20 protein-coding genes are annotated in these 22,217 nt (G+C 36.0%); 16 read left to right on the top strand and 4 right to left on the bottom strand.

What is annotated here, in order from left to right; all coding sequences use genetic code 11:
- Positions 1-299 precede the first annotated feature (299 nt).
- The 5 genes from RCJ93_RS04010 to RCJ93_RS03990 all read left to right on the top strand — a co-directional run bounded on the left by RCJ93_RS04010 (position 300) and on the right by RCJ93_RS03990 (position 8,097).
- On the top strand, positions 300-1,982 hold the full coding sequence (locus tag RCJ93_RS04010) for a methyl-accepting chemotaxis protein (protein ID WP_066786897.1): 1,683 nt from the start codon (positions 300-302) through the stop codon (positions 1,980-1,982).
- A gap of 505 nt (positions 1,983-2,487) precedes the next feature.
- Positions 2,488-3,255 (top strand): alpha/beta hydrolase, encoded by a 768-nt coding sequence (locus RCJ93_RS04005; protein ID WP_066786900.1) that lies wholly within the window; start codon positions 2,488-2,490, stop codon positions 3,253-3,255.
- Positions 3,256-3,419: 164 nt separating this feature from the next.
- Complete coding sequence (locus RCJ93_RS04000; protein WP_446738454.1) at positions 3,420-4,589, top strand: exonuclease SbcCD subunit D; 1,170 nt, start codon at positions 3,420-3,422, stop codon at positions 4,587-4,589.
- Positions 4,586-7,663 carry an AAA family ATPase gene (locus RCJ93_RS03995; RefSeq protein ID WP_446738453.1) on the top strand — a complete coding sequence of 1,026 codons (3,078 nt, stop codon included), beginning with the start codon at positions 4,586-4,588 and terminating at the stop codon, positions 7,661-7,663. The genes RCJ93_RS04000 and RCJ93_RS03995 overlap by 4 nt, the downstream gene beginning before the upstream one ends.
- 113 nt (positions 7,664-7,776) lie before the next feature.
- Positions 7,777-8,097 carry an LPXTG cell wall anchor domain-containing protein gene (locus RCJ93_RS03990; RefSeq protein ID WP_251647290.1) on the top strand — a complete coding sequence of 107 codons (321 nt, stop codon included), beginning with the start codon at positions 7,777-7,779 and terminating at the stop codon, positions 8,095-8,097.
- Between the two features lie 73 nt (positions 8,098-8,170).
- Here the strand turns inward: RCJ93_RS03990 and proC are convergent, their stop codons facing one another.
- Complete coding sequence (gene proC / locus RCJ93_RS03985) at positions 8,171-8,986, bottom strand: pyrroline-5-carboxylate reductase (RefSeq protein ID WP_150284293.1); 816 nt, start codon at positions 8,984-8,986, stop codon at positions 8,171-8,173.
- A gap of 406 nt (positions 8,987-9,392) precedes the next feature.
- Here proC and RCJ93_RS03980 point away from each other — a divergent pair, with 406 nt between their 5' ends.
- From RCJ93_RS03980 to RCJ93_RS03950, 7 genes are all read left to right on the top strand, one after another.
- Positions 9,393-10,337: an MBL fold metallo-hydrolase gene (locus RCJ93_RS03980; protein ID WP_446738452.1), complete on the top strand. Its 945-nt coding sequence runs from the start codon at positions 9,393-9,395 to the stop codon at positions 10,335-10,337.
- Complete coding sequence (locus RCJ93_RS03975; protein ID WP_446738451.1) at positions 10,324-11,079, top strand: SDR family NAD(P)-dependent oxidoreductase; 756 nt, start codon at positions 10,324-10,326, stop codon at positions 11,077-11,079. Before RCJ93_RS03980 ends, RCJ93_RS03975 begins: the two co-directional genes overlap by 14 nt.
- Positions 11,080-11,326: 247 nt before the next feature.
- The gene (locus tag RCJ93_RS03970; protein WP_446738450.1) at positions 11,327-12,538 is read left to right on the top strand and encodes an argininosuccinate synthase; all 1,212 of its coding nucleotides are present in this window, start codon (positions 11,327-11,329) and stop codon (positions 12,536-12,538) included.
- Positions 12,535-13,926 carry an argininosuccinate lyase gene (argH, locus tag RCJ93_RS03965; protein ID WP_251646220.1) on the top strand — a complete coding sequence of 464 codons (1,392 nt, stop codon included), beginning with the start codon at positions 12,535-12,537 and terminating at the stop codon, positions 13,924-13,926. The genes RCJ93_RS03970 and argH overlap by 4 nt, the downstream gene beginning before the upstream one ends.
- A 337-nt stretch (positions 13,927-14,263) precedes the next feature.
- Positions 14,264-14,974, top strand: a complete 711-nt coding sequence (locus RCJ93_RS03960) for a cytochrome c biogenesis CcdA family protein (protein WP_150284298.1) — start codon at positions 14,264-14,266, stop codon at positions 14,972-14,974.
- A gap of 26 nt (positions 14,975-15,000) precedes the next feature.
- Positions 15,001-15,360, top strand: coding sequence for a response regulator (locus tag RCJ93_RS03955; protein ID WP_173668472.1), 360 nt, complete (start codon positions 15,001-15,003; stop codon positions 15,358-15,360).
- Between the two features lie 23 nt (positions 15,361-15,383).
- Complete coding sequence (locus RCJ93_RS03950) at positions 15,384-15,884, top strand: CcdC family protein (RefSeq protein WP_066786926.1); 501 nt, start codon at positions 15,384-15,386, stop codon at positions 15,882-15,884.
- 41 nt (positions 15,885-15,925) lie between these two features.
- Here RCJ93_RS03950 and RCJ93_RS03945 read toward each other — a convergent pair whose 3' ends face one another.
- Positions 15,926-16,354, bottom strand: coding sequence for a DUF2621 domain-containing protein (locus tag RCJ93_RS03945; RefSeq protein ID WP_066786929.1), 429 nt, complete (start codon positions 16,352-16,354; stop codon positions 15,926-15,928).
- 241 nt (positions 16,355-16,595) lie between these two features.
- Between RCJ93_RS03945 and RCJ93_RS03940 the strand changes: the two genes are divergently transcribed.
- Together RCJ93_RS03940 and RCJ93_RS03935 are read left to right on the top strand one after the other, a co-directional pair.
- Positions 16,596-16,718 (top strand): YvrJ family protein, encoded by a 123-nt coding sequence (locus RCJ93_RS03940; protein WP_084246878.1) that lies wholly within the window; start codon positions 16,596-16,598, stop codon positions 16,716-16,718.
- Positions 16,719-16,811: 93 nt separating this feature from the next.
- Positions 16,812-17,408 (top strand): SCO family protein, encoded by a 597-nt coding sequence (locus RCJ93_RS03935; protein WP_446738449.1) that lies wholly within the window; start codon positions 16,812-16,814, stop codon positions 17,406-17,408.
- 165 nt (positions 17,409-17,573) lie between these two features.
- Here RCJ93_RS03935 and mscL read toward each other — a convergent pair whose 3' ends face one another.
- Entirely contained in the window at positions 17,574-17,951 is a 378-nt protein-coding gene (gene mscL, locus RCJ93_RS03930) for a large conductance mechanosensitive channel protein MscL (protein WP_066786935.1), read from the bottom strand.
- A gap of 129 nt (positions 17,952-18,080) precedes the next feature.
- On the opposite strand from mscL, the gene RCJ93_RS03925 reads away from it, so the two are divergent.
- Positions 18,081-19,520 carry an MDR family MFS transporter gene (locus RCJ93_RS03925; protein ID WP_446738448.1) on the top strand — a complete coding sequence of 480 codons (1,440 nt, stop codon included), beginning with the start codon at positions 18,081-18,083 and terminating at the stop codon, positions 19,518-19,520.
- A gap of 47 nt (positions 19,521-19,567) precedes the next feature.
- On the opposite strand, the gene RCJ93_RS03920 is transcribed toward RCJ93_RS03925, so the two are convergent.
- On the bottom strand, positions 19,568-20,116 hold the full coding sequence (locus RCJ93_RS03920) for a cysteine hydrolase family protein (protein ID WP_251646226.1): 549 nt from the start codon (positions 20,114-20,116) through the stop codon (positions 19,568-19,570).
- Positions 20,117-20,789: 673 nt separating this feature from the next.
- Here RCJ93_RS03920 and RCJ93_RS03915 point away from each other — a divergent pair.
- Complete coding sequence (locus RCJ93_RS03915; RefSeq protein WP_084247010.1) at positions 20,790-22,172, top strand: amino acid permease; 1,383 nt, start codon at positions 20,790-20,792, stop codon at positions 22,170-22,172.
- Positions 22,173-22,217 lie beyond the last annotated feature (45 nt).

Here is a 22,217-nt window from a genome sequence, read left to right as displayed (position 1 = left end):
TGCTATTTGTAAATATATTTTTCGATAAGCTATATTAAATATCTCGGTTTTGTTAGGAATTTGATAGAATGTTGTATAAAAAGTTCAAAAATTTATTCAAGTTTAATAAATCAATAAATTTGGGTACTTTGGACTAATATATTTCGTATGAAATAATGCTATTATATTAGTACTTAGATATGTCACTATAACTCTAGGTAGATATTGAAGGGTGGGAATTCTATAAGTAGAAGTTAGTAACACAATTACTGGACTTTATTTGTACTTCTATTTGGAATAATAAAGGGGATGAGAGAATTATGTCTGTTCAAAAGAAAATAAGTGTAGGATTTATTGCTTTATTACTCTTTCTACTGATTCTGATGGGTGTAAATGCAAATAGAATGAACAAATTGGTTGGTTCGTTTAATGAACTAATCAATACAAATATACATACGATTAACCAAATCAATGCAATTAAATCAAATCTTGCCTTTGAAGGTTTATATGTGAGAAGTTATTTGTTAGACAGCAATGCATCTAATAAGCAAAAATTATTGTCTTACCAAGAAGCAACAACCAAATCGATTAATGATTTAAAAAAGAATGCTAATACTAAAAAGCTTCGTGACTATTCAGAGATGATGAATGACTTAACAACAGATTACAACAAAGTTATTGATGGGATTGTTCAATCTAAAGAACAAAATATGGATGATAATGCAGCTTCACAATTAACGAGTGCAGAATCTGCAAGTCATGATTTAATGGGGATTGTAGCATCAGCCGATAAGTATGAACAAGACTCGCTGAAGGCTGCACAGGATCAGGTAGATTATATCGCGAAAAATGCGAAAATTTTAAACTTTGTAATAGCAATTCTCGGTATTTTAACAGCCCTGCTATTTATTAATAATGTAAGAAGAATTATTGTTAAGCCACTGTTGGATGTCGTTAAAGGTGCACAACAAATTGCAGCAGGTGATTTGTTGCAAGATGATATTCCTATAAAATCTAACGATGAAGTAGGAAAATTGGCTGCTTCTTTCAATGAAATGAAAAAGAACTTGCAAGGTATTATTCGACATATTGCAGCGGGATCTCACCAGCTCTCTTCTTCGATTGAAGAATTAGCTGCATCCACAGAAGAAATTTCACATGCAGCAGATAAAGTTTCTGATAATGTCGATGAAACATCCCGAGGAGCACAGGACTCGGTAGATGTAGCGCAGGAAGCAGCGAAAGCCATGCAAGAAACTTCACTTGGTGTTCAACGAATCGCAGAGGCTTCACAGACACTCTTTGATAGAGCTAAAAATGCAACAGAACTAGCAAATCAGGGCGGTAAAATCTTAAATGTTGCGAAGAACCAAGTTCAGTTAATTTCAGATTCTACTAATCAGACAAATAACTTGATAATCGGTTTGAAAAAACAAGCTGAAGAGATTCAGCATATGACGAATTTAATAACAGATATTGCAGAACAAACTAATCTTTTAGCTTTAAATGCAGCTATTGAAGCGGCAAGAGCTGGTGACCATGGTAAAGGTTTTGCAGTAGTAGCGGATGAGGTTCGAAAATTAGCAGAAGAATCCAAGAACTCAGCTGTGCAAATTGTAAAACTAACTACCACAATCCAAATGGACACTGAGACAGTTGCAAAATCGGTAAATTCGAATCTTAAAAATGTAGACGAAGGTGTTCATATAATAACGGATGCTGCAAACTCTTTTGATGATATCGTAGAGTCAGTAGATGAAATGACGACACGCTTAGAAGATGTAACTACAACATCAGAGCAACTTTCAGCTGCTGCTGAAGAAGTTACCGCATCTGTAGAAGAGATAGCCACTCGAGCAGAAATGTCTGCCACCTCAGCAAAAAACATTTCTGGTTCTGTGGAAGAGCAAAATGCAACACTGCAAGAAATTAATGGAGTTGTACAAGAACTTAATAAACAAGCGACAGGTCTCCAAGATCTGACCTATAAATTTAGAGTATAAGAAATAGTGGAATAATTAAAAACTGAAGAAAAAGAAAACCTCGTGAGATATTAACTTCTTCCGAGGTTTTCTTTTTTACTATATACGATTTGTGAAAAACATGTATAAAAAGATTCCTGAATAAAACAAGTCTATGTTATTAGGAGATTCAAATCGTAGTTTATTATTTTCACGTTCAACAGCAAAATTTATTGTCTTTCTTTCTCAACCTTTGACTGTGAAAAAATATGCATTTTATAGCGTATACAATACACCTTGTAGAATTATTAGAGACTTTAACTCATCAGTGTAACAAGACATATTTCTCATAATAATCATTACAAAAATGCATGATAAAACATAAGATAATATACTGTACATTATAAATAAAAGGTGTTAGTCTTGATGTAATCTAATTGTGAACAAATATTGAGCGTTTTCCTCAAAATAAAGATTAAAATTGTGATTTTTATTTGACAAGAAATTAACTATTATATGCTCATTATATAAAAAGGAGTTTTAAAAAATGAAGTTATTAGCACCTCAACCATTTACATTAAAAGGGGACCACAGGGCTGTCTTGTTATTGCATGGTTTTACAGGAAGCACAAAAGACGTTAAAAAGTTAGGCCAATTTTTAAACAAGCAAGGCTATACTTGCCATGCGCCTATGTATCGTGGTCATGGGGTCAGCGCTGAAGAAATCTTGAAATATGGTGCGAAGTATTGGTGGGAAGATGTAACACGGGGATATCATCACTTGAAAGAACTTGGCTATCAGGAAATTGCAGTAGCAGGTATTTCTTTAGGAGGAGTCTTCACCTTAAAAGTTGGAGCAGAATTTCCTGTTAAAGGTGTGGTATCAATGTGTGCACCGATCAAACGTAAATCAAAAGAAGGTCTTTTCGAACGTTTATACAATTATGCGCAAGTATATAAAAAACTAGAGGGTAAAGACGAGAACCAAATTCAAATCGAATTAGACGCATTAAAAGCTATGCCAAGACAGGCTTTGGATGAGGTCCAAAAGATGATTCAGCATACTTCTGATGAAATAGAAGAAATCCATTCACCTACATTAGTACTACAAGGCAAATTGGATGACTCTTTATACCAAGAGAGTGCACCATATATATATGAAACTGTTGAAGCAGATGAAAAAGAAATCATCTGGTATCAAAATTCTGGCCATATTATAACTTTAGGTAAAGAACGTGAAAAAGTGTTTGAAGATACTCTACATTTCCTTGATGAATTAGATTGGTCTACTGAAGCACAAATTCTTCATGCCTAGTATTATAGCGGTGAAAATATTTATACAGAGAAAGAACATCACTTTTATAACGTGATGTTCTTTTTTTATATAAAGAGTCATCAAAAAGCCCTATTATTTCAGAACATTCGTTTGCAATATATATGGTATGATAAAGAAAATATTTATCGAATGGAGTGAGACTGTTGAAAATTTTCCATACGGCTGATTGGCATCTAGGAAAATATGTACAAGGGGTCTCCATGATTGAAGACCAAGCATATATACTACAACAATTTATTGCAGAAATTGATAAGGAAAAACCCGACGTTATTATCATAGCAGGAGATTTATATGATCGTGCTGTTCCACCAACTGAGGCAGTCCAACTGTTAGATAACATATTCTTTGAAATAGTGATCAAACGTGAGATACCAGTTCTTGCAATAGCAGGTAATCATGATAGTCCTAATCGTATCCACTTTGGTGCGCGTTTTATGGCTTCACGTGGGCTTCATTTAATTGGGAATCTGACGTTAGATCAAACACCGGTTATTTTAAAAGATGATACGGGAGAAGTTCATTTTCACCTTGTACCATATACAGATCCAACGCAAGTTCGATATCTTTTCCAAGATCCAGCTATAAGAACACAGCAACAAGCGATGGAAAAGATTATCGATTCAATTGTCCCTAACATGGATCCTAAAGCCCGACATATTTTTATTGGACATGCTTTCGTTACAAAGAATGGGGCGGAAGAACAAAATCCTTCTGACGCTGAAAGGCCTTTATCTATAGGGGGATCTGAATGCATTGATGCCAAGCTTTTTGAGCCTTTTCATTACACTGCTCTTGGGCATTTGCACCAAGCACACTTTGTCGATTCAGAAAAAATTAGATATTCGGGTTCGCCGTTGAAGTATTCTATTTCTGAAGAAAATCATAAAAAGAGTTATTTGATTGTTGAAATAGATGGTGCTGGGCAAATTACAACAACCAAGAAACCATTAATGCCAAAACGTGATATGAGAACAATCGAAAATACAATGGAACAAATATTAGTGTCACCGACTTGCGAAGATTATTTGTTTATCAAGTTGTTAGATGAAAGTCCCATTATATCTCCAATGGAAAAGATTAGATCCGTCTATCCAAATGCGATGCATGTGGAACGCATATCCTTTTTGGATTATAGAAATAAACCATTAGAAGAAAATATATCAAAGAGAAAAATGGATGATGTGACATTGTTCGAGTCTTTTTATTATGAAATTACGGGACAAGAACCAGATTCGGATACGCTTGACCTGTTCAAAGAAGTATTACAAGAAGAATTACTTCACAAGCAAGAAATTGAGGTGGAATCCAAATGAAGCCATTACAGCTAAAATTAACCGCATTTGGTCCATACAAACAAACGGAAATCATTGATTTTAGGGAGCTTGGGGAACATAGACTCTTCGTTATTGCAGGAATGACTGGGGCTGGGAAGACAACAATTTTTGATGGAATCTGTTTTGCCTTATATGGTTCTGCTAGTGGGGAAGACAGAGCAGAAATAAGGGAAATACGTAGCCATTTTGCAGCAGAAGATATTCATACATCGGCTGAACTTTTATTTACAATTAAGGGCAGTACTTACCGCATTTTTCGTCAATTAGCTCACAAGAAAAAAGGAAATAAAAATGCTACGGGCGATAAATTGGAATTTGTTAAAGTAGAATCTGATAGTGAAAAGCCAGTAGTTGAATCACAAAAACTCACAGAAATAAATCGGAAAATGGAAGAACTGATAGGTTTATCGAAGGATCAATTTAAACAAATAGTTATGTTGCCACAAGGAGAATTCCGTAAGTTGCTAACGTCAGAAACGGAGAATAAAGAAGCTATTCTGCGGAAAATTTTTAAAACGGAATCCTATCGCCATTTAGCGGATAGTTTAAAAATTAAAAGAGACTTAGCAATGAATTCTTTAGAAAAAGCGCACGCTAAGAGAGACTTATATATTAAACAAATTCAATCCGTAATACCTGAACGTAATTCACATCTCAACGAAGTGTTAAGCGCAGAACATATTAATATTTATCAGTTGCTATTTGCGTTAGCTGAAGAGGTACAATATTACCAAGAGCAGCAGGCTGAAAAAGAAGCTCTAACCCAAGAGCTTAACTTGAAAATCAACTTACATCATACCCTTCTTGTTGAAACAAAAGAGTTTAACAAACGTCTAATATCCTATCAGGGAAAAGAAGCAGAGCTGAAACGGTTAGAAGAACAAAAAGAGCATTTTGAACAAATAAAGCAAAGAATTGAAAATGCTAAAAAAGCCAGCCATATTATTCCGATAGAAGAAAGGTACTATGAAAAATTACAAGATAAGAAGCAGAAAGAACAAGAATTAGCCAAGTTGGAAGAAGAATATCGACTTACAGCAATGGAGCATCAAAAGCAAGAAGTGGAATTCAACGAAGCAAAACAGAATATGCCAAGGATAGAGCAGCTTACTATTGAGCTTTCAACATTGCAAAAGCTTGAGGTGAAGCTCAATGAACTTGAGAAGGTTTCTGAAAAATTATCGAAAAGGCAACTAGATGTTGAAAACTTTGCTAATCGATTGAAGTTGATTACAGCTGACTTAGAGACGGTTGATAATCAACGAAATCAGCATGCAACACAAATTACTGCCCTTCTTAAACCATTAGAAACCTATGATGAAAAGGTCGTCACTCTAACAGAATTAAAAGAAAAACAATCAACTTGGCAAAAGTGGCAGAGACAAATGTTATCTTTAGAACAGTTGCTCATAGATGAAAAAACCAAAAAGCAAATGTATGAATCAAAACTTGAAAACTATGAGCGTGAAGAGAAGAAATGGATCAATAACCAAGCAAGTGTCCTTGCCACGAAGCTTGTGGATGGTGAACCATGTCCTGTTTGCGGAAGCTTGGAACATCGATCGCAAGAAGGCAATCATGATATTTCGCTAACAGAGCAGCAATTGTCTGCGTTGAAATACGAGGCGGATACAGCTTCTACAGCTTACTTTGAATACCAAGCCAGTGTAAATGCCGGTAGACAACAAAGTCTTCAGTGGGAAGAAGAGCTACGTAGATTGGGTATGGCGCCGACAGATGGTGAAAAAATCTCCCAAGAGTTTCAACTATTAGAGCAAGAAGTTAATGATTTAAAGAGACAAAAGAAGAAGTTAGAAGTACTTCGACAAGAGAAGCAGCTACTTGATGATAAGAGGGAAATGTTACAACAAAAATACACAACCCTTGAACAAGAGAAAAATGCTAATCTTGAGGGCTTTTATCAAGTACGAGGAGAATACGAAAGCTTACAAAAGGAGATACCAGCTGGCCTTTCCTCTATACAAGCATTGACCGCAAAAATTAAAGAGCTATCTCTTAAAAAAGATGAGTTAGTTAGGCATTATGAAGTAATAGAAAAGAAAATAGAACAATCGAAGAATAAGGTCGTCTCTCTTAGAGCAACAATCGATAGTGCTGAGAAAAATTATATCTTGGCTAAACAAGCCTTAGAAGAGGCACAAAGTCAGTTTAAAGAAGCGGTCTATTCTGCGGGTTTTGATCAAGGAAGTGCCTATCAAGCAGCGAGAATAAAACTTTCAGACATTGAAACATTGGAATCTTCCTATGAAGCATATAAATTGCATTTATACGCATTGAAGGAGCAAATTAAAGCAGGCTTGGAAGAATATGCAGGCCAACAAACAAAAGATGAAACTAATTTAGAGCGTCAGCTTGCAGCTATTCAATTGGAAGCAAAGAATTTAAATGAACAAATCCACGCTATTAAAAAGTATCAAGCAGATGGGCACCGGTTGGTAAAAGTAATAGAAGAAAGCGGTAAAGAGATACAACAGCTAGAAGAAAAAACCGCGAAAATTATAGATTTGTATAATGTCTTACGTGGTCAGAATTCACTGAAGATTTCTTTTGAACGCTTTTTGCAAATTGAATATTTAGAGCAAATCATCCATGCAGCCAATACGAGATTGCATCCAATGTCAGGGGGACAATATCGACTTGTTAGAAGTGACCGACAAGAAGCAAGGGGAAAACAGAGTGGTTTAGGCTTAGATGTCTATGATGCGTATACTGGACAAAAACGAGATGTAAAAACTCTATCAGGTGGCGAAAAGTTCAACGCATCCTTATCATTAGCTCTTGGTATGTCCGACGTTATTCAATCATTCCAAGGTAATATTCAAATTGACACGATGTTTATTGATGAAGGATTTGGCACTTTAGATGAAGAAGCATTAAACAAAGCAATTCGAACACTGATTGATCTGCAGAATAATGGTAGGATTGTTGGTATTATTTCACATGTGTCCGAATTAAAAGACGCAATGCCCGCTCTATTAGAAGTGAAGAAAAGCAAGGAAGGGCATAGTCATACAAAATTCGTTTTAAAATAGCAAACTTATAAGAAAAAAAATAGCCTAATCTCGATGTTAGGTATATAATGGGGCGATGGGACGTAAAGTCTACAAAGAGCAAGTTTGTATATTAATGTTGAGGTGTGAAAAAAATGATAAAGAAATATTGTATAAATCTAGTATGTTCTGGTATTATAGGACTCACTTTTTTGATGGGACAAGGTTCTTATGCCCATGCACAAACGGCTTCTTCTACCAATTCAATGAGTGTGGAAAGTAATTCAACAACTGTTGCTAGCTCACATGAAGGTAATAAAGCAGAATTTGTACAAAATACACTACCCCAAACAGGTGTAGAAGCAAACCATTCAGGTTTATATTTTTCAATTGCAGGTTTCTTTTTATTATTGGCTTTGATTACAAGCCGTTCTAAAACAGCAAATCGTAGCAATGAAAAAACTAAAAATAAATAAAATAGTCTAATTAAGACAAAAAGCTGTCGATGTATATATACATCAACAGCTTTTTTATTACAGATTTGCATTTTTATTTATCCAATAAAGCTGATAGTTCGCGCGATTTAGCTTCAGCATTTTGTACACAGGCCATAATAATTTCTTTGAAATCATGCTCTTCTAATGCTTTAATGCCTGCTTCTGTTGTTCCGCCGGGACTTGTCACTTTCCTTCTTAATTCGCTAGGCTCTTCATTGGTTTGTTTTAACATTTCTGCAGCGCCGGCAATCGTTTGAACAGCTAAATTGCGTACTGTTTTTTGGCTTAAACCAAATTTCATACCAGCCTGTTCGAAAGCCTCCACCAAATAGTATAGATAGGCAGGACCACTGCCCGATAATGCCGTGACTGCATGCAATTCATCTTCCTCGACTTCAATAACTAATCCAATGGCTTCAAGCATGCCTATAAATACGTCTTTTTGTGAATCAGTGACTAGGCGATTAAACGCTATACCACTTGCAGACATGCCAATTGAAGCAGATGTGTTTGGCATAACACGCACAATGGGCCGTTTGCCAAGTTTCTCTTCAATGGACTGCATAGAGACACCAGCTGCCACCGATAACACAGTGGTATTTACACCTAGATAAGGAAATAAATTCTCCATGGCTCCTTGGATATCTTTTGGTTTCATAGCGAGGATTAAAAGATCTGCTTTCGCTAAAATGGCGCGATCTTCACAAACGATTTGGACTCCATATTTATGAGCAATTTTTTGTAGCTTTTCTTTATCCGATTTATTCATAACGTACATGTTTCTCGGCGGTACGACACCTTCTTTCACAAAGCCCTGAATGATTGCTTCTGCCATTGCTCCAACGCCTGCAAATACAATTGTCTCCATAAAATCGCCTCCTACATGTAATTTTTCTATAAGCGCGGAAATTATACTTGCAAATAAAAAAGCATTTTCATCCCAACTAATAAGGACGAAAATGCAGAATCCGCGGTACCACCTTGTTTCGCTGCGAGTGCAGCACAACTATTGCCCTTTATCGCAGAGTTACGGCTATGTTTGCATAGCAGCTCGGAAGCAGGTTCCAAAGAAATTTGAATATGCAGCTTTCAGCACGTGGCCGCATTCTCTTGAAACAAATTTTCTGTGTACTATTCTTCGTCTTCGCTTTTAGATATGTAAATGAGATTATAGGCAAAATTGTTAAATCTGTCAAATCAAAAGAATGACGATTCCTCTAAAAAGAGATACAATAAAGTGAATAGTAATTCATTTAAGCAAAAGGGGTTTTCGTATGATACAAAAAATAACGACACCTGTTCCATACCCAGAAGGAACAGTTAACTCATATTTACTAAAAGATGATGCGCTTTCCATTATTGATGTGGGAACCAAAACAAGTATTGCTTTAGAAGCAATGGAAGCGGGAATAAAAAATGCCGGTTATCAAATGACTGATATTGAACAAGTAATTCTAACGCATCACCATCCTGACCATATTGGTTTAATAGATGCATTTCCGAACGCCAAAGTATTTGGACATGTTTATATAGATGCATGGCTTCGCCGTGATCCTGTTTTTTTAAATTCTCATAATGACTTTTATCTTGAGCGAATGAAAGAAGAAGGGGTACCAGAAAAATACTTTGGATGGGTAAAAAAAATGACACGTTCAATAGAAATGCTTGGGGAGCGTACCTTGACCGATCTTATACACGAGGGAGATGAAATACCAGGTCATCCCGGACTCGTTGCAATAGAAACACTAGGTCATGCACAAAGCCATTTTGCTTTTTGGAACGAAAAGAAGAGAAGTATTTTTGGTGGTGATCTGCTCCTCGATCGTATCGCTTCTAATCCGTTAATAGAACCACCGTTAAATCCAAAGTCTAAAAGAGCTAAATCATTGTTGCAATATAACAATTCATTGAAAAAACTATTAACATTACCAATAGATGTCCTATACAGTGGACATGGTGGCGATATTCATAATGTTTCAGAACTAGTGAATGCAAGGCTAGAAAAGCAGCATCTTCGAGCAATGAAAGTATTAAGTTTACTAGAAGGAAAGCCTCAAAATACATTTGAGCTGACTAAAATAATCTTCCCTACACATTATGAATCACAACTGGGTCTGACACTTTCCCAAACAATCGGCCAAATCGATTATTTGCTAGATTGTGAGTTAATTAGAGAAGAAACGGATTCCAATGGAGTATTTTGGTATGAAAAAAAGTAAAACCATTTTGGTTACTGGTGCAACGTCTGGAGTAGGACGTCTTATTGCATTAAAGCTTGCAGAACGTGGTGATAATATAATTGCAACAGGCCGAAATTTATCAGCTTTAGAAGAGGTCCGTGCAAAAAATATTACCGTAATACAAAGTGATTTATCAAATGTAGAAGGTGTGTTGGGGTTAGTAAATCAGTTGCCAGAGCTAGATGTGGCAATTTTTTCAGCTGGGATTGGTACGTTTGAGTATGCCACAGAAACAGAGAATCAGGATATTATGGATATGATTTCAGTAAACGTACAGGCACCCATTTTATTAACAAAGTATTTAGTTGCAAAAATGAAGGAAGAAAAAGGAAGCGGGCAGCTGATTTATATAGGCTCGCAAGCAGGAAAAGTAGCAACTCCAAAGTCTGCTATCTATGCAGCGACAAAACATGCACTCATTGGTTATACTAATGCACTGCGTATGGAGCTGAAACCCTATTGCATTGCTGTAACCTGCATACATCCAGGTCCTATTGATACACCGTTTCTAGATAAAGCGGACCGTACAGCCTCCTATAGGAGTGCTATGAAAAACATATTACTCGAACCTGAGAAAGTGGCGGATGCTACAATCCGTACAATAGGAACAAGAATAAGGGAAGTCAATTTGCCGAGTGTTATGGGCATTACGAGCAAATTTTATGCTATAGCACCGGCGTTGATTGAGAAGCTGGGGAAGAGTTTTTTTTATAAAAAGTAAGAGTTTTATTCTTACAGCGGTGATACGTACTATGCGTATTACCGCTATTTTTGTGTTTTAAAAATGAAGATTTCCTATGTTGATAGTACTGAATGAAATTTGAGTAAAGAAGACTGATTCAAGTGAAAAAACAAATAATTTATAAAAATGTATGAACATTCACTTGAATTAATAAATATTACATGTTACTATGAATGCATAAATATAAATTAAATGTGTATAAAAATACATAAAGGAGGAATGGGCAATGTCAAAAAAAGTAGTATTAGCTTATTCAGGAGGCTTGGATACATCTGTAGCAATCCAATGGTTGAAGGACAAAGGATATGAAGTGGTTGCTTGTTGTTTAGATGTAGGGGAAGGTAAGGACTTGGATTTTGTAAAGAATAAAGCACTCGAGGTCGGTGCTTCAGAGTCGTATATGGTAGATGCGAAAAATGAATTTGCAGAGGAATATGCGCTGCTCTCATTACAAGGTCATACATGGTATGAACAGAAATATCCGCTTGTATCAGCGTTATCAAGACCGCTTATTTCAAAAAAACTCGTTGAAATTGCACAAAAAACAGGCGCAACTGCAGTGGCACATGGTTGTACAGGAAAAGGGAACGACCAAGTTCGTTTTGAAGTATCTATACAATCTTTAAACCCAGATTTAGAAGTATTAGCGCCTGTGAGAGAATGGGCATGGAGTAGAGAGGAAGAGATTGATTACGCAAAATCTAAAAACATTCCTATTCCTATCAATTTAGATAGCCCTTTTTCAATTGATCAAAATCTCTGGGGACGTGCAAATGAATGTGGTATTTTAGAAGATCCATGGGCAGCACCGCCAGAAGATGCGTATGAGTTGACTGTATCCCTAGAAGATGCGCCTGATACAGCAGATACATTAGAAATTGAATTTGTAAAAGGAGTACCTGTTGCAATCGATGGAGTAGAGTATAAGTTGGCAGATCTGATTTTAAAACTAAATGAACTAGCAGGCAAACATGGAGTTGGACGCATTGACCATGTGGAAAATCGTTTAGTTGGGATTAAATCACGTGAGGTATATGAAGTGCCTGGTGCTCACACACTTCTTCTTGCTCATAAAGAATTGGAAGATTTAACGCTGGTAAAAGAATTGGCCCATTTCAAACCAGTAGTTGAGAAAAAGTTAACTGAATTAATTTATGAAGGTCTTTGGTTTTCACCATTACGTATTGCCATCGAAGCATTTATTAAAGAAACGCAAAAGTTTGTTAACGGTACCGTACGCGTTAAATTGTTTAAAGGCCATGCAATTGTCGAAGGTCGTAAATCACCCAATTCTCTATATGATGAAAAGCTAGCTACTTATACAAAAGATGATGCATTTAATCATAATTCAGCGATTGGATTTATTGAGTTATTTGGCCTTCCTACAAAAGTTAATGCGATGATCAACAACAAAGAAGCAAAGAAGGTGCAAGTATGAGTAGCAAACTATGGGGAGGGCGCTTTCAAAAATCAGCCGAAAAGTGGGTAGATGAATTCGGCGCTTCCATTAGTTTCGATCAAGAATTAGTCTTGGAAGATTTGGAAGGAAGTATTGCCCATGTAACTATGCTCGGGACAACGGGAATTCTTAATCAAGAAGAAGTTGTCGCTATCAAAAAAGGACTTCATACACTACAGAAGAAGGCAGAAGAAGAAGGGCTCCACTATTCCATTGAGCAAGAAGATATTCATCTAAATCTAGAAAAAATGCTAATCGATATTGTAGGCCCTGTAGGTGGAAAACTTCATACGGGACGAAGTAGAAATGACCAAGTTGCAACGGATATGCACCTGTTTTTAAAAAGACACGTAAAGAAAACAATTGCTCTTATCATATCTTTGCAAAATACAATTATTGAAAAGTCAAAAGAACATATTGAAACGGTAGCTCCTGGTTATACTCATTTGCAACGTGCTCAGCCTATCTCTTTTGCACATCATTTAATGGCCTATTTTTGGATGCTTGAAAGAGATAAATCACGGTTTAGTGAGTCAATCAGCAGAATTGATCTATCACCTCTAGGAGCGGGAGCTTTGGCTGGAACTACATTTCCAATTGATAGAGAGTTGACTGCGAATCTATTGGGATTCTCAGATATTTACCAAAATAGCATAGATGCTGTAAGCGACCGTGATTTTATAATCGAATTCTTAAGCAATAGCTCAATGCTGATGACACATTTATCTAGATTGGCGGAAGAAATTATCCTTTGGTCGAGCGAGGAATTCCGATTTATTGAATTAGATGACTCTTTTTCAACTGGCTCGAGTATTATGCCACAGAAAAAGAATCCAGACATGGCCGAGTTAATAAGGGGAAAAACAGGCCGTGTATATGGCAATTTGATCGGTTTGCTAACGGTAATGAAAGGCTTGCCACTTGCTTATAATAAAGATTTGCAAGAAGACAAAGAAGGCATGTTTGATACACTTCATACAATTACCGGCTCACTGCGTATATTTGAGGGAATGATTCGTACTATGAACATAAATAAAGATAGTTTAAATAAAGCAGTTCATAATGATTTTTCAAATGCTACTGAATTAGCAGATTACTTAGTGACAAAAGGTTTGCCATTTAGGGAAGCACACGAAATTACGGGTAAGTTAGTATACTACTGTATTGAAAGTAGCAATTTTTTACTGGATCTATCATTAGAAGAGATGCAACAAGCGAGTCCTCTTATTGAAAGCGATGTATTCAAAGTATTAGCTCCTGAAACAGCAGTTAGGCGCCGTAACTCTCAGGGTGGAACAGGCTTTGAAGAAGTTCGGAAGCAAATTGAAAAAGCACAAGATATCTTAAGTTCACTAATAAGTATGTAATGAAATTCATGACCAGTTTCCAATGGGAGGCTGGTTTTTCTTCGATTTCAAGATATTGCACCAAAAAGACTTCCCTTTTCTTGTCATTCCGCCTTATAATAATAGCAATAGATTGCCTCATTATAGAAATATTCTGTTGAAAGTATCCAAATGAGGGCCAAAAGTATTGTGTTAAATCGAGAAAAGCCTACTCTATGGAGATCGCTTTAACAACTATAACTTAAATCAATAGGTGTATCATCACAAAGTTCAAAAATATGTCACAACCTAAATTTATGTTATTTCGTACAAAGTTTGTTACGATAGAAACAATAATCAAAAGGAGCGACGTACATAAATGAATACTGACGTTAATGTTTTTCTGGCGTTCGGAGCCGGATTTTTAAGCTTTATTTCGCCGTGCACGCTGCCTCTTTATCCAGCGTTTTTATCTTACATAACAGGTGTATCCTTTGATCAACTAAAGAATCAAAAAGGAATGATGCAAAGAAGAGCCATTTTGCATACCGTCTTTTTCTTAATTGGATTTTCAATGATTTTCATTGCATTAGGCTTTGGAGCATCATTTGTGAAAGGCATATTTGTAAGATATGATGAATTAATACGCCAAGTAGGCGGAATTCTTATTGTTGTTTTTGGTTTAGTGATTACTGGAATTTTTACGCCGAAATTTTTAATGAAAGACCGTAAATTTGAGTTAAAAAGTAGACCATCAGGATACATTGGGTCTATACTAATTGGGTTAGTATTTGCGGCAGGCTGGACTCCATGTACTGGTCCAATTCTGGGGTCTATTATGCTATTGGGTTCTACTCATCCAGATTCAGCAATCTGGTATATGTTGGCTTATGTTTTAGGCTTTTCTATTCCATTTTTTGTTCTTTCGTTCTTTGTTTCTCGTATGAATTGGATTAGAAAAAATAGCCAAAAAATCGTTAAAGTCGGTGGCTATATTATGATAGTAGTCGGCATAGTTCTATTTTTTGATGGTATGACTTATTTTAACCGGTTAATATCGCCACTATTTGGTGGTTTCCAAGGATTCTAGTTTAGGAATGGTGATGGGGTGAAAAGGTGTCAACAGTCTTAGTAGTAGATGACGCAGCATTTATGCGTCAAGCGATATCAGGCATGCTAGTAGAAGCCGGATTTCAAGTTATTGGTGAAGCAGTAAATGGCAAAGAAGCAATTGAGCAATATCTTAAGTTGAACCCTGATATTGTCACAATGGATGTGACAATGCCTATTATGTCTGGTTTGGAAGCAACGAAAGAAATTATTAAAGAAGATCCTAATGCTAAAATTTGCATGGTAAGTGCATTAGGTCAACAAAAAATGATCCTTCAAGCGCTGAAATATGGAGCAAAGGATTTTGTTATTAAACCTTTTGAGAGGGAACGTTTAGCCGCAACTATACGTCAAATGACCGAATAATTATTAAAAGATAGGTGACCTTTATGCTACAATCCATACCTTCTCAATATATGTTGGTAGGCTCAACAGTGGCTGTCGTATTCATGGGCATCATGATGATGTTTATCCGTGCGAGATCTGCTAAAAAGCCTGCAAGTGCAAGGAAGATAATTATACCGCCAATTGCAATGTCTACAGGTGCTTTAATGTTTTGTTTTGATTATTTCCGAGTGCCGTGGCCGCAAGTATTTGAGGTAGTTATTGTTGGAGTTATTTTTTCAACCGTTCTAATAGCTACTTCTAAATTCCATATCGTCGATGGGGAAGTATATCTTAAACCATCAAAAGCTTTCTTCTTTATTTTAATAGGGCTGTTGATAATAAGAACTGTTGTTAAAGTTTATTTAAGCAATACTATCCATTTAGGAGAGCTTGGAGGAATTTTCTTCTTGCTTGCTTACTCTATGATTGCACCTTGGCGTATAGCTATGTTGATCCAATACAAAAAGTTGGAAAAACAATTACACTTACAGCAACAGCCGTAAATAACAAAAGGTTCTTTTCCTTAAAGGAAAAGAACCTTTTGTTATTCTAAAATATCTTCGTAAGGGGATATATCAATTTGCATTTGATTGAGTTTTTTGCGCAAAAACTTATGATCCCTTTTCGGCGAGGCTTGTATGTATCCTCTAATGATGAGATCCATGTTAATTTTTTTTGCTCTTTCTTCAAGAGCAAGCTCACCAATTTTTCCAGCTATCTTTTGTTTTGCTACATCTCGGAATAAATCTGGAACTGGGCTTACTAGCTCATTTAGCAACGCTTTTTCTTCTGGCTGCCACATATGCAAAGTTTTTTGTACATAGTAATCTTGCCAATCAAGTGTGGATTTGCCATCATCTTTTGGCATAGATTTTAAAAACTTGCGGAACATGAAAAAACCACCAATAGCAAATAGACCAACGAGTACAACTACCCAAAATAATATAAAGACTAAAAACCAGCCGTTTAACACACTATTCACCTCATCACCATTATAAAAGGAAAGTAATAAATTTGCATCTATTAGTCTCCTTTTCACTAGAAATGTCTATATAGGAAATGAGTAGGGGGAGTAATTGAATATCTTTGATAATTGAACTACATGAAAGTTAAGTTGCTCAATGATGAAGATTGGATTTTTTGGATTTCAAAATTATTAAAGAAGCTATTTGTGATAAAGGGGTAGGCGCTTTAATAAGGGAGGAGGAAATGCGTTGGCTGAATGGGTCTCACTCATACAAGAAATAGGTTTTCCTATTTTTGTGTCATTCTATCTCATGCATCGAGTGGAAACCAAGTTACAAGCAATTCACGAGGCACTCTTAGATTTGAAGTAGAAGATTCACAAAGTTGACCAAAGAATTTTTTTGTGCGAGTCATATTCTATGATACAATTTAGTTAGGAATATCGTACATGAGGTGAAAGTTATATGAAAAAAATACTATTCTTACCATGTTTATTGATCGTCTCGGCGATTTTATTATCTGCATGCGGCGGTGGCAATTTTAAGGCTGAGACGGATTGGAAAGTACAAAATTTTAACTATACCAACCAAAATGGTGAGAAAGTTTCACTAGACAGCTTAAAGGGAAAACCTTGGCTTGCCATGTTTATCTTTACGAGCTGTACAACAGTGTGTCCACCGATGACCATGAATATGACAGCGATTCAAAAGGATTTTAAAGAAAAGGGATTAAAGGATTACCATATTGTCGGCTTTAGTGTGGACCCTAAAACAGATACACCTGAAAAGCTTAAAAAATATTTAAAACAATATCCTGTTCCAGACACTTCTAAATGGGACCTACTTACAGGGTACTCACAAGATGATATTGCTAATCTTGGACTTAAATCCTTTAAAACATTTGTCAAAGATGATCCTAACTCCAATCAAGTAATTCACGGGTCAAGTTTTTTCCTAGTAAACCAAGAAGGCGTCGTTGTTAAGAGTTATAGTGGTTATAAAGAAGTACCATATGATACGATTTCTGTAGATATGGAAACAATTATTGAAGATGGAAAATAAGTAAATTGAAATTATCTTAATAAATATTTTTAAAGCAGATAATACCCAATCTTCGCGTACAAGTGGCGCGTTGGTTGGGTTTTATTTATTTCTTACTAAACCAAGCATAAATAAAAGGCGAAACATATAAGCCAGATTGTATATGTTCGCCTTTCAAGTTGCTTTTTAACTATTCTTTTTTTCATTTTCTTTTAGCAAATCTCTTATGTCTTTCAAAACATCTTCTGTAGTCTCCACTGGTACATCAGCTGCTTTTTCTTCTTTTTTATGAAATTCAAGTTTCGAGGCTATCTTTGTTACTAAAAAGATGGAAAAAGCGATAATAAAGAAATCTACAACATTTTGAATAAAAACACCATACATGATTTTATGGTAATGTAACTCTTTAAATTCTACTTTTCCAAGGAAAAGTGCAAAAATAGGCATAATAATATCATTCACTAAAGAAGAAACAATCTTGCTAAAAGCTCCACCAATTATTACCCCTATAGCTAATTGCATGACATTACCCTTTAAAGCAAACTTCTTAAAATCTTCCCACAAACTAATTTCCTCTTTCTATTTAAAGTCACAACCATCATATCAAATCTAGTAATTCACCTCTAGGTAAAACACTTATTTCATGATAATATTAATATTTGACGATTATTTATTAGAATAGAGGTTGTATATATGAATAAAGTTTTTGCCGCTGTCTTATTAGCAACGGCGCTGGCAGCGATTGAAGGGACAATCGTATCGACTGCCATTCCAAGTATTACCTCAGACCTCTCGGGGGCTGAACTAATTAGTTGGATTTATTCTGCTTATTTACTAACATCCGCGATTGCCGCTATTATTTTTGGTAAATTAGCAGATTTATTTGGCCGAAAAAGAATGATTATGATAGGTATTAGTATTTTCTTATTAGGTTCCTTATTGTGTGGTATCGCAACTTCAATGGAAATGCTCATCATCTTCCGTGCTATTCAAGGGATTGGAGCAGGATCCATTTTACCGATTACCTTAACTATTGTTGGTGAACTCTTCGAAACAGAGAAAAAACGCGCAAAAGGCCAAGGGTATATCAGTATGGTATGGGGAGTTGCAGGAGTTGTAGGTCCGTTGATTGGGGGCTTCATAGTCGATCAATTAACATGGCACTTTATCTTCCTGCTAAATATTCCATTCGGACTCGGCGCTATATTTTTAATTGCTAAATATTACGAAGAAGAACGTGTAATTGTCAAACGTTCAATCGACTATGCAGGAGCATTTCTTTTCTCTGTCGGAATGGTTTCCTTGCTATATGCTTTGATTACAGGGAGTAATACACAAGAATGGCTTACAGTTAAACAAATTATTATGTACATTCTAGCTTTATTATTCCTAGGTTTATTTATTGCTGTTGAGAGACGGGCAAGTGAGCCAATTATCCCGCTTTCATTATTTAAAAATAAGAAGTTAAATATAGTTAATGGCTTGACGTTATTTTGCTTTGGTATCGTCATCAGCCTATCGGCATACTTGCCAGTATATGCACAAGCTGTTTTAGGGAAAAACGCTACTGCAGCTGGTTTAATGCTAACGCCGTTATCAGTGATGTGGACAGTTGGCGCCATCATTGCAGGTAATTTAATTGGACGTATAACCAGTAAAACAAACATTATGACAGGTACTGTCTTTTTATTGATTGCGACATTTATGCTGATGTTCTTTTCTTCTACAACACAACCGTTATTTGTCTATCTATCAACGGGGCTTTTAGGACTTGGCATGGGTTTTATCGCACCAATGCTAATTATTACAGTACAAGCTTCTGTTAAAAAAGAACAGTTTGGAATTGGAATAGGTTTGAATTCATTCACGAATACATTTAGCCAATCTATTGGCGCAGCGGTATTTGGTGTATTGTTCAATACTGCTACAAGTAGTAAACTTGCTGACATGCATGCAAGCCATATCAATTTAAACGGTACATTTGACACGAAGTTATTTTCACCAGAACAAATCGAAAGTATTATAAATATTATAGCTGGCGGCATTCACTCTGTTTATACAGGGGCATTTATTTTTGCGATTATAGGATTTATTTTCTCCATCTTTATCGCTAAAAGAAAAACCGAAGCATAACAAAAAGAACCCATTAAACGAGTAATTGTTTAATGGGTTCTTTTTTTTTATAAAACATTCGCTCCCAAAGCTTCTTTGAAGTGTCTTAGAGCCCATGTATGGCCATCTTCGTTAAAGCTTGCAACTGCATCAGAATAAATATGAAGGTGATATCCTAAATTGTAAGCATCGACAGCTGTATGTAATACACAGATATCTGTACACACGCCAGCCAAATATAATTCATTAATTTTTCTTTCTCGTAACAGCAGTTCCAGATTGGTTCCGGCAAAAGAGCTATAACGTGTTTTGTCCATCCATTTGACATTAGGCAGGTGTTTTATCTCTTCATACAGAGTCTGGACGCTATGGTATAATTCTCTGCCCTTTGTTCCTCTAATATTATGTGGAGGGAAAAGTGAAGTTTCTGGATGGAATGGATCGTTATCTTCATGTAAGTCGCATGCAAAGATGACTAGTTCGCCATTGTTTACAAATTCATTAATGTGTTCAATCATCTTTTCTTCAATCCTTTGTCCAGGCTCACCACAAGTAAGCAGCCCATCTGCAGCTACAAAATCATACGTATAGTCAATAATAATTAATGCTTTCTCCATTAAATAAACAGCTCCTTTGTGTCTTTACATATATCATGACATAATTAAAGTATAATTGTATAAAAACTTAAAATAAAAAATATTTTGCATATTTATATTATCTAGACTATAATAACAAAAAACAAGAAGGGTGTTGGAGCTAATGGATCATAATGTAGGGAAAAAGTTAAATAAGCAAGCATTGCTCTTTGTTTTTATACATTCTATCTTCTTTCTAAATCTTGCTTTTGATTTTATCGAAATTCCAATTCATTAAAAAAACGTGAATATAAAATGATTTTCTTGGCTGCTCTTATGCAAAATACTGCATAAGAGCAGCCTTTTTAATAGGTCTCTATTTGTACAGAAGCGAAAGTTGTCGAAAAAAACATTGACACTTTCGACAATTTTAAATTATATTTCTAGTATAAAGTTTTAGAAATCAGTAGGCTGACACTTTATTTTAGGTCGCTTTATTGTATAGCGGTTTGAAAACTATATTTGTAGAACACAATGATTAGCAAATTTGCTGCTTTAAAGCCTCATACTAATAAATGTTACCGCTTACAAAGGGGTGTTCTGATTGACTTTGCAACAAGATGAACAAAAAGTGTTGGTTAAACAAGGGGAAATATCTGCGGGAGCACAGGAAGAAACACATTTAAAGAGAAAATTAAAATCTCGCCATTTGACGATGATTTCAATTGGCGGTGCAATTGGTACTGGTTTATTTTTAAGCAGTGGTTCAGCCATTCATACAGCAGGACCAGGTGGAGCACTGCTCGGTTATATGTTAGTTGGAGCAATGGTCTATTTCGTTATGACAAGCTTAGGAGAAATGGCTGCATATATGCCAACTAGTGGATCGTTTAGTTCGTACGCCTCCAAGTTTGTTGACCCTGCTTTTGGATTTTCAATAGGTTGGTTATATTGGTTTAACTGGGCGATGACAATTGCTGCAGAATTGACCGCATCTACAATGATTATGAAATTTTGGTTTCCGGATAGCCCCTCATGGATCTGGAGCGGCGGATTTTTAGCTATTATATTCTTGCTAAATTATTTATCAGTTAAGGGCTATGGTGAAGGTGAGTATTGGCTATCGTTAATTAAAGTTAGTGCTATTGTTATTTTCTTAATTGTCGGAGTCTTAATGATTTTCGGAATTATGGGCGGCGAAGCAGTAGGGTTTAAAAACTTTACAATGGGTGACGCTCCTTTCTCAGGTGGCATCCTAGGAGTATTCGTAGTCTTTATTGCGGCTGGTTTCTCCTTCCAAGGGACTGAGATTGTCGGTGTAGCAGCAGGGGAAAGTGAAGACCCTGCCAAGAATGTTCCAAAAGCAATCAAAAGCGTATTTTGGCGTATCTTGTTATTCTACGTTTTCGCTATCTTTGTAATAGGATTATTAATACCATATACAAATGCCAATTTACAAAATGATTCAGTTATGGTCAGTCCATTTACATTAGTATTGAAAAAAGCAGGGATTGCTTTCGCTGCGTCGCTTATGAATGCAGTTATATTGTCTGCCGTATTATCAGCAGGAAATTCAAGTGTCTACGCTTCAACTCGTATGCTGTTTTCAATGGCGAAGGAGGGACAAGCGCCTCGAATTTTTGGTAAATTAAATAAACGCGGTGTACCAGTAGTGAGTATGATTTTCACTTGTGCAATTGGCGCACTTGCATTCTTAGCATCATTTTTCGGTGATGGAACTGTTTACTTGTGGTTAATGAATGCCATTGGTATTACTGGGTTTATATTCTGGTTAGGTATTTCAGTAAGCCATTATCGTTTCCGGAAAGGATTTTTAGCGCAAGGACATTCGTTAGATGAATTGCCTTATCGTGCAAAGTGGTTCCCGATTGGACCAATTTTCGCGGTTGCATGCGGTATAATTGTGATTATTGCACAAAACTTCCAAGCCTTTTTAGCTGATAAAGTTGACTGGGGTAGTGTGGTAGCAGCTTATCTAGGTATCCCATTATTTTTAGTCTTGTTCTTTGGTTATAAATTTGTCAGAAAGTCTAAAGTTGTTAAACCAGAGGAAATGGATTTTACGTTTAAAGATTAACGATACAGAGAAGCAGGTTTATTCCTGCTTCTTTTTTTGTTGATT

The organism is Rummeliibacillus sp. BSL5 (assembly GCF_052928305.1).
The sequence above is the reverse complement of the archived record's forward strand: the minus strand, read 5'-3'. Positions and strand labels throughout refer to the sequence as shown.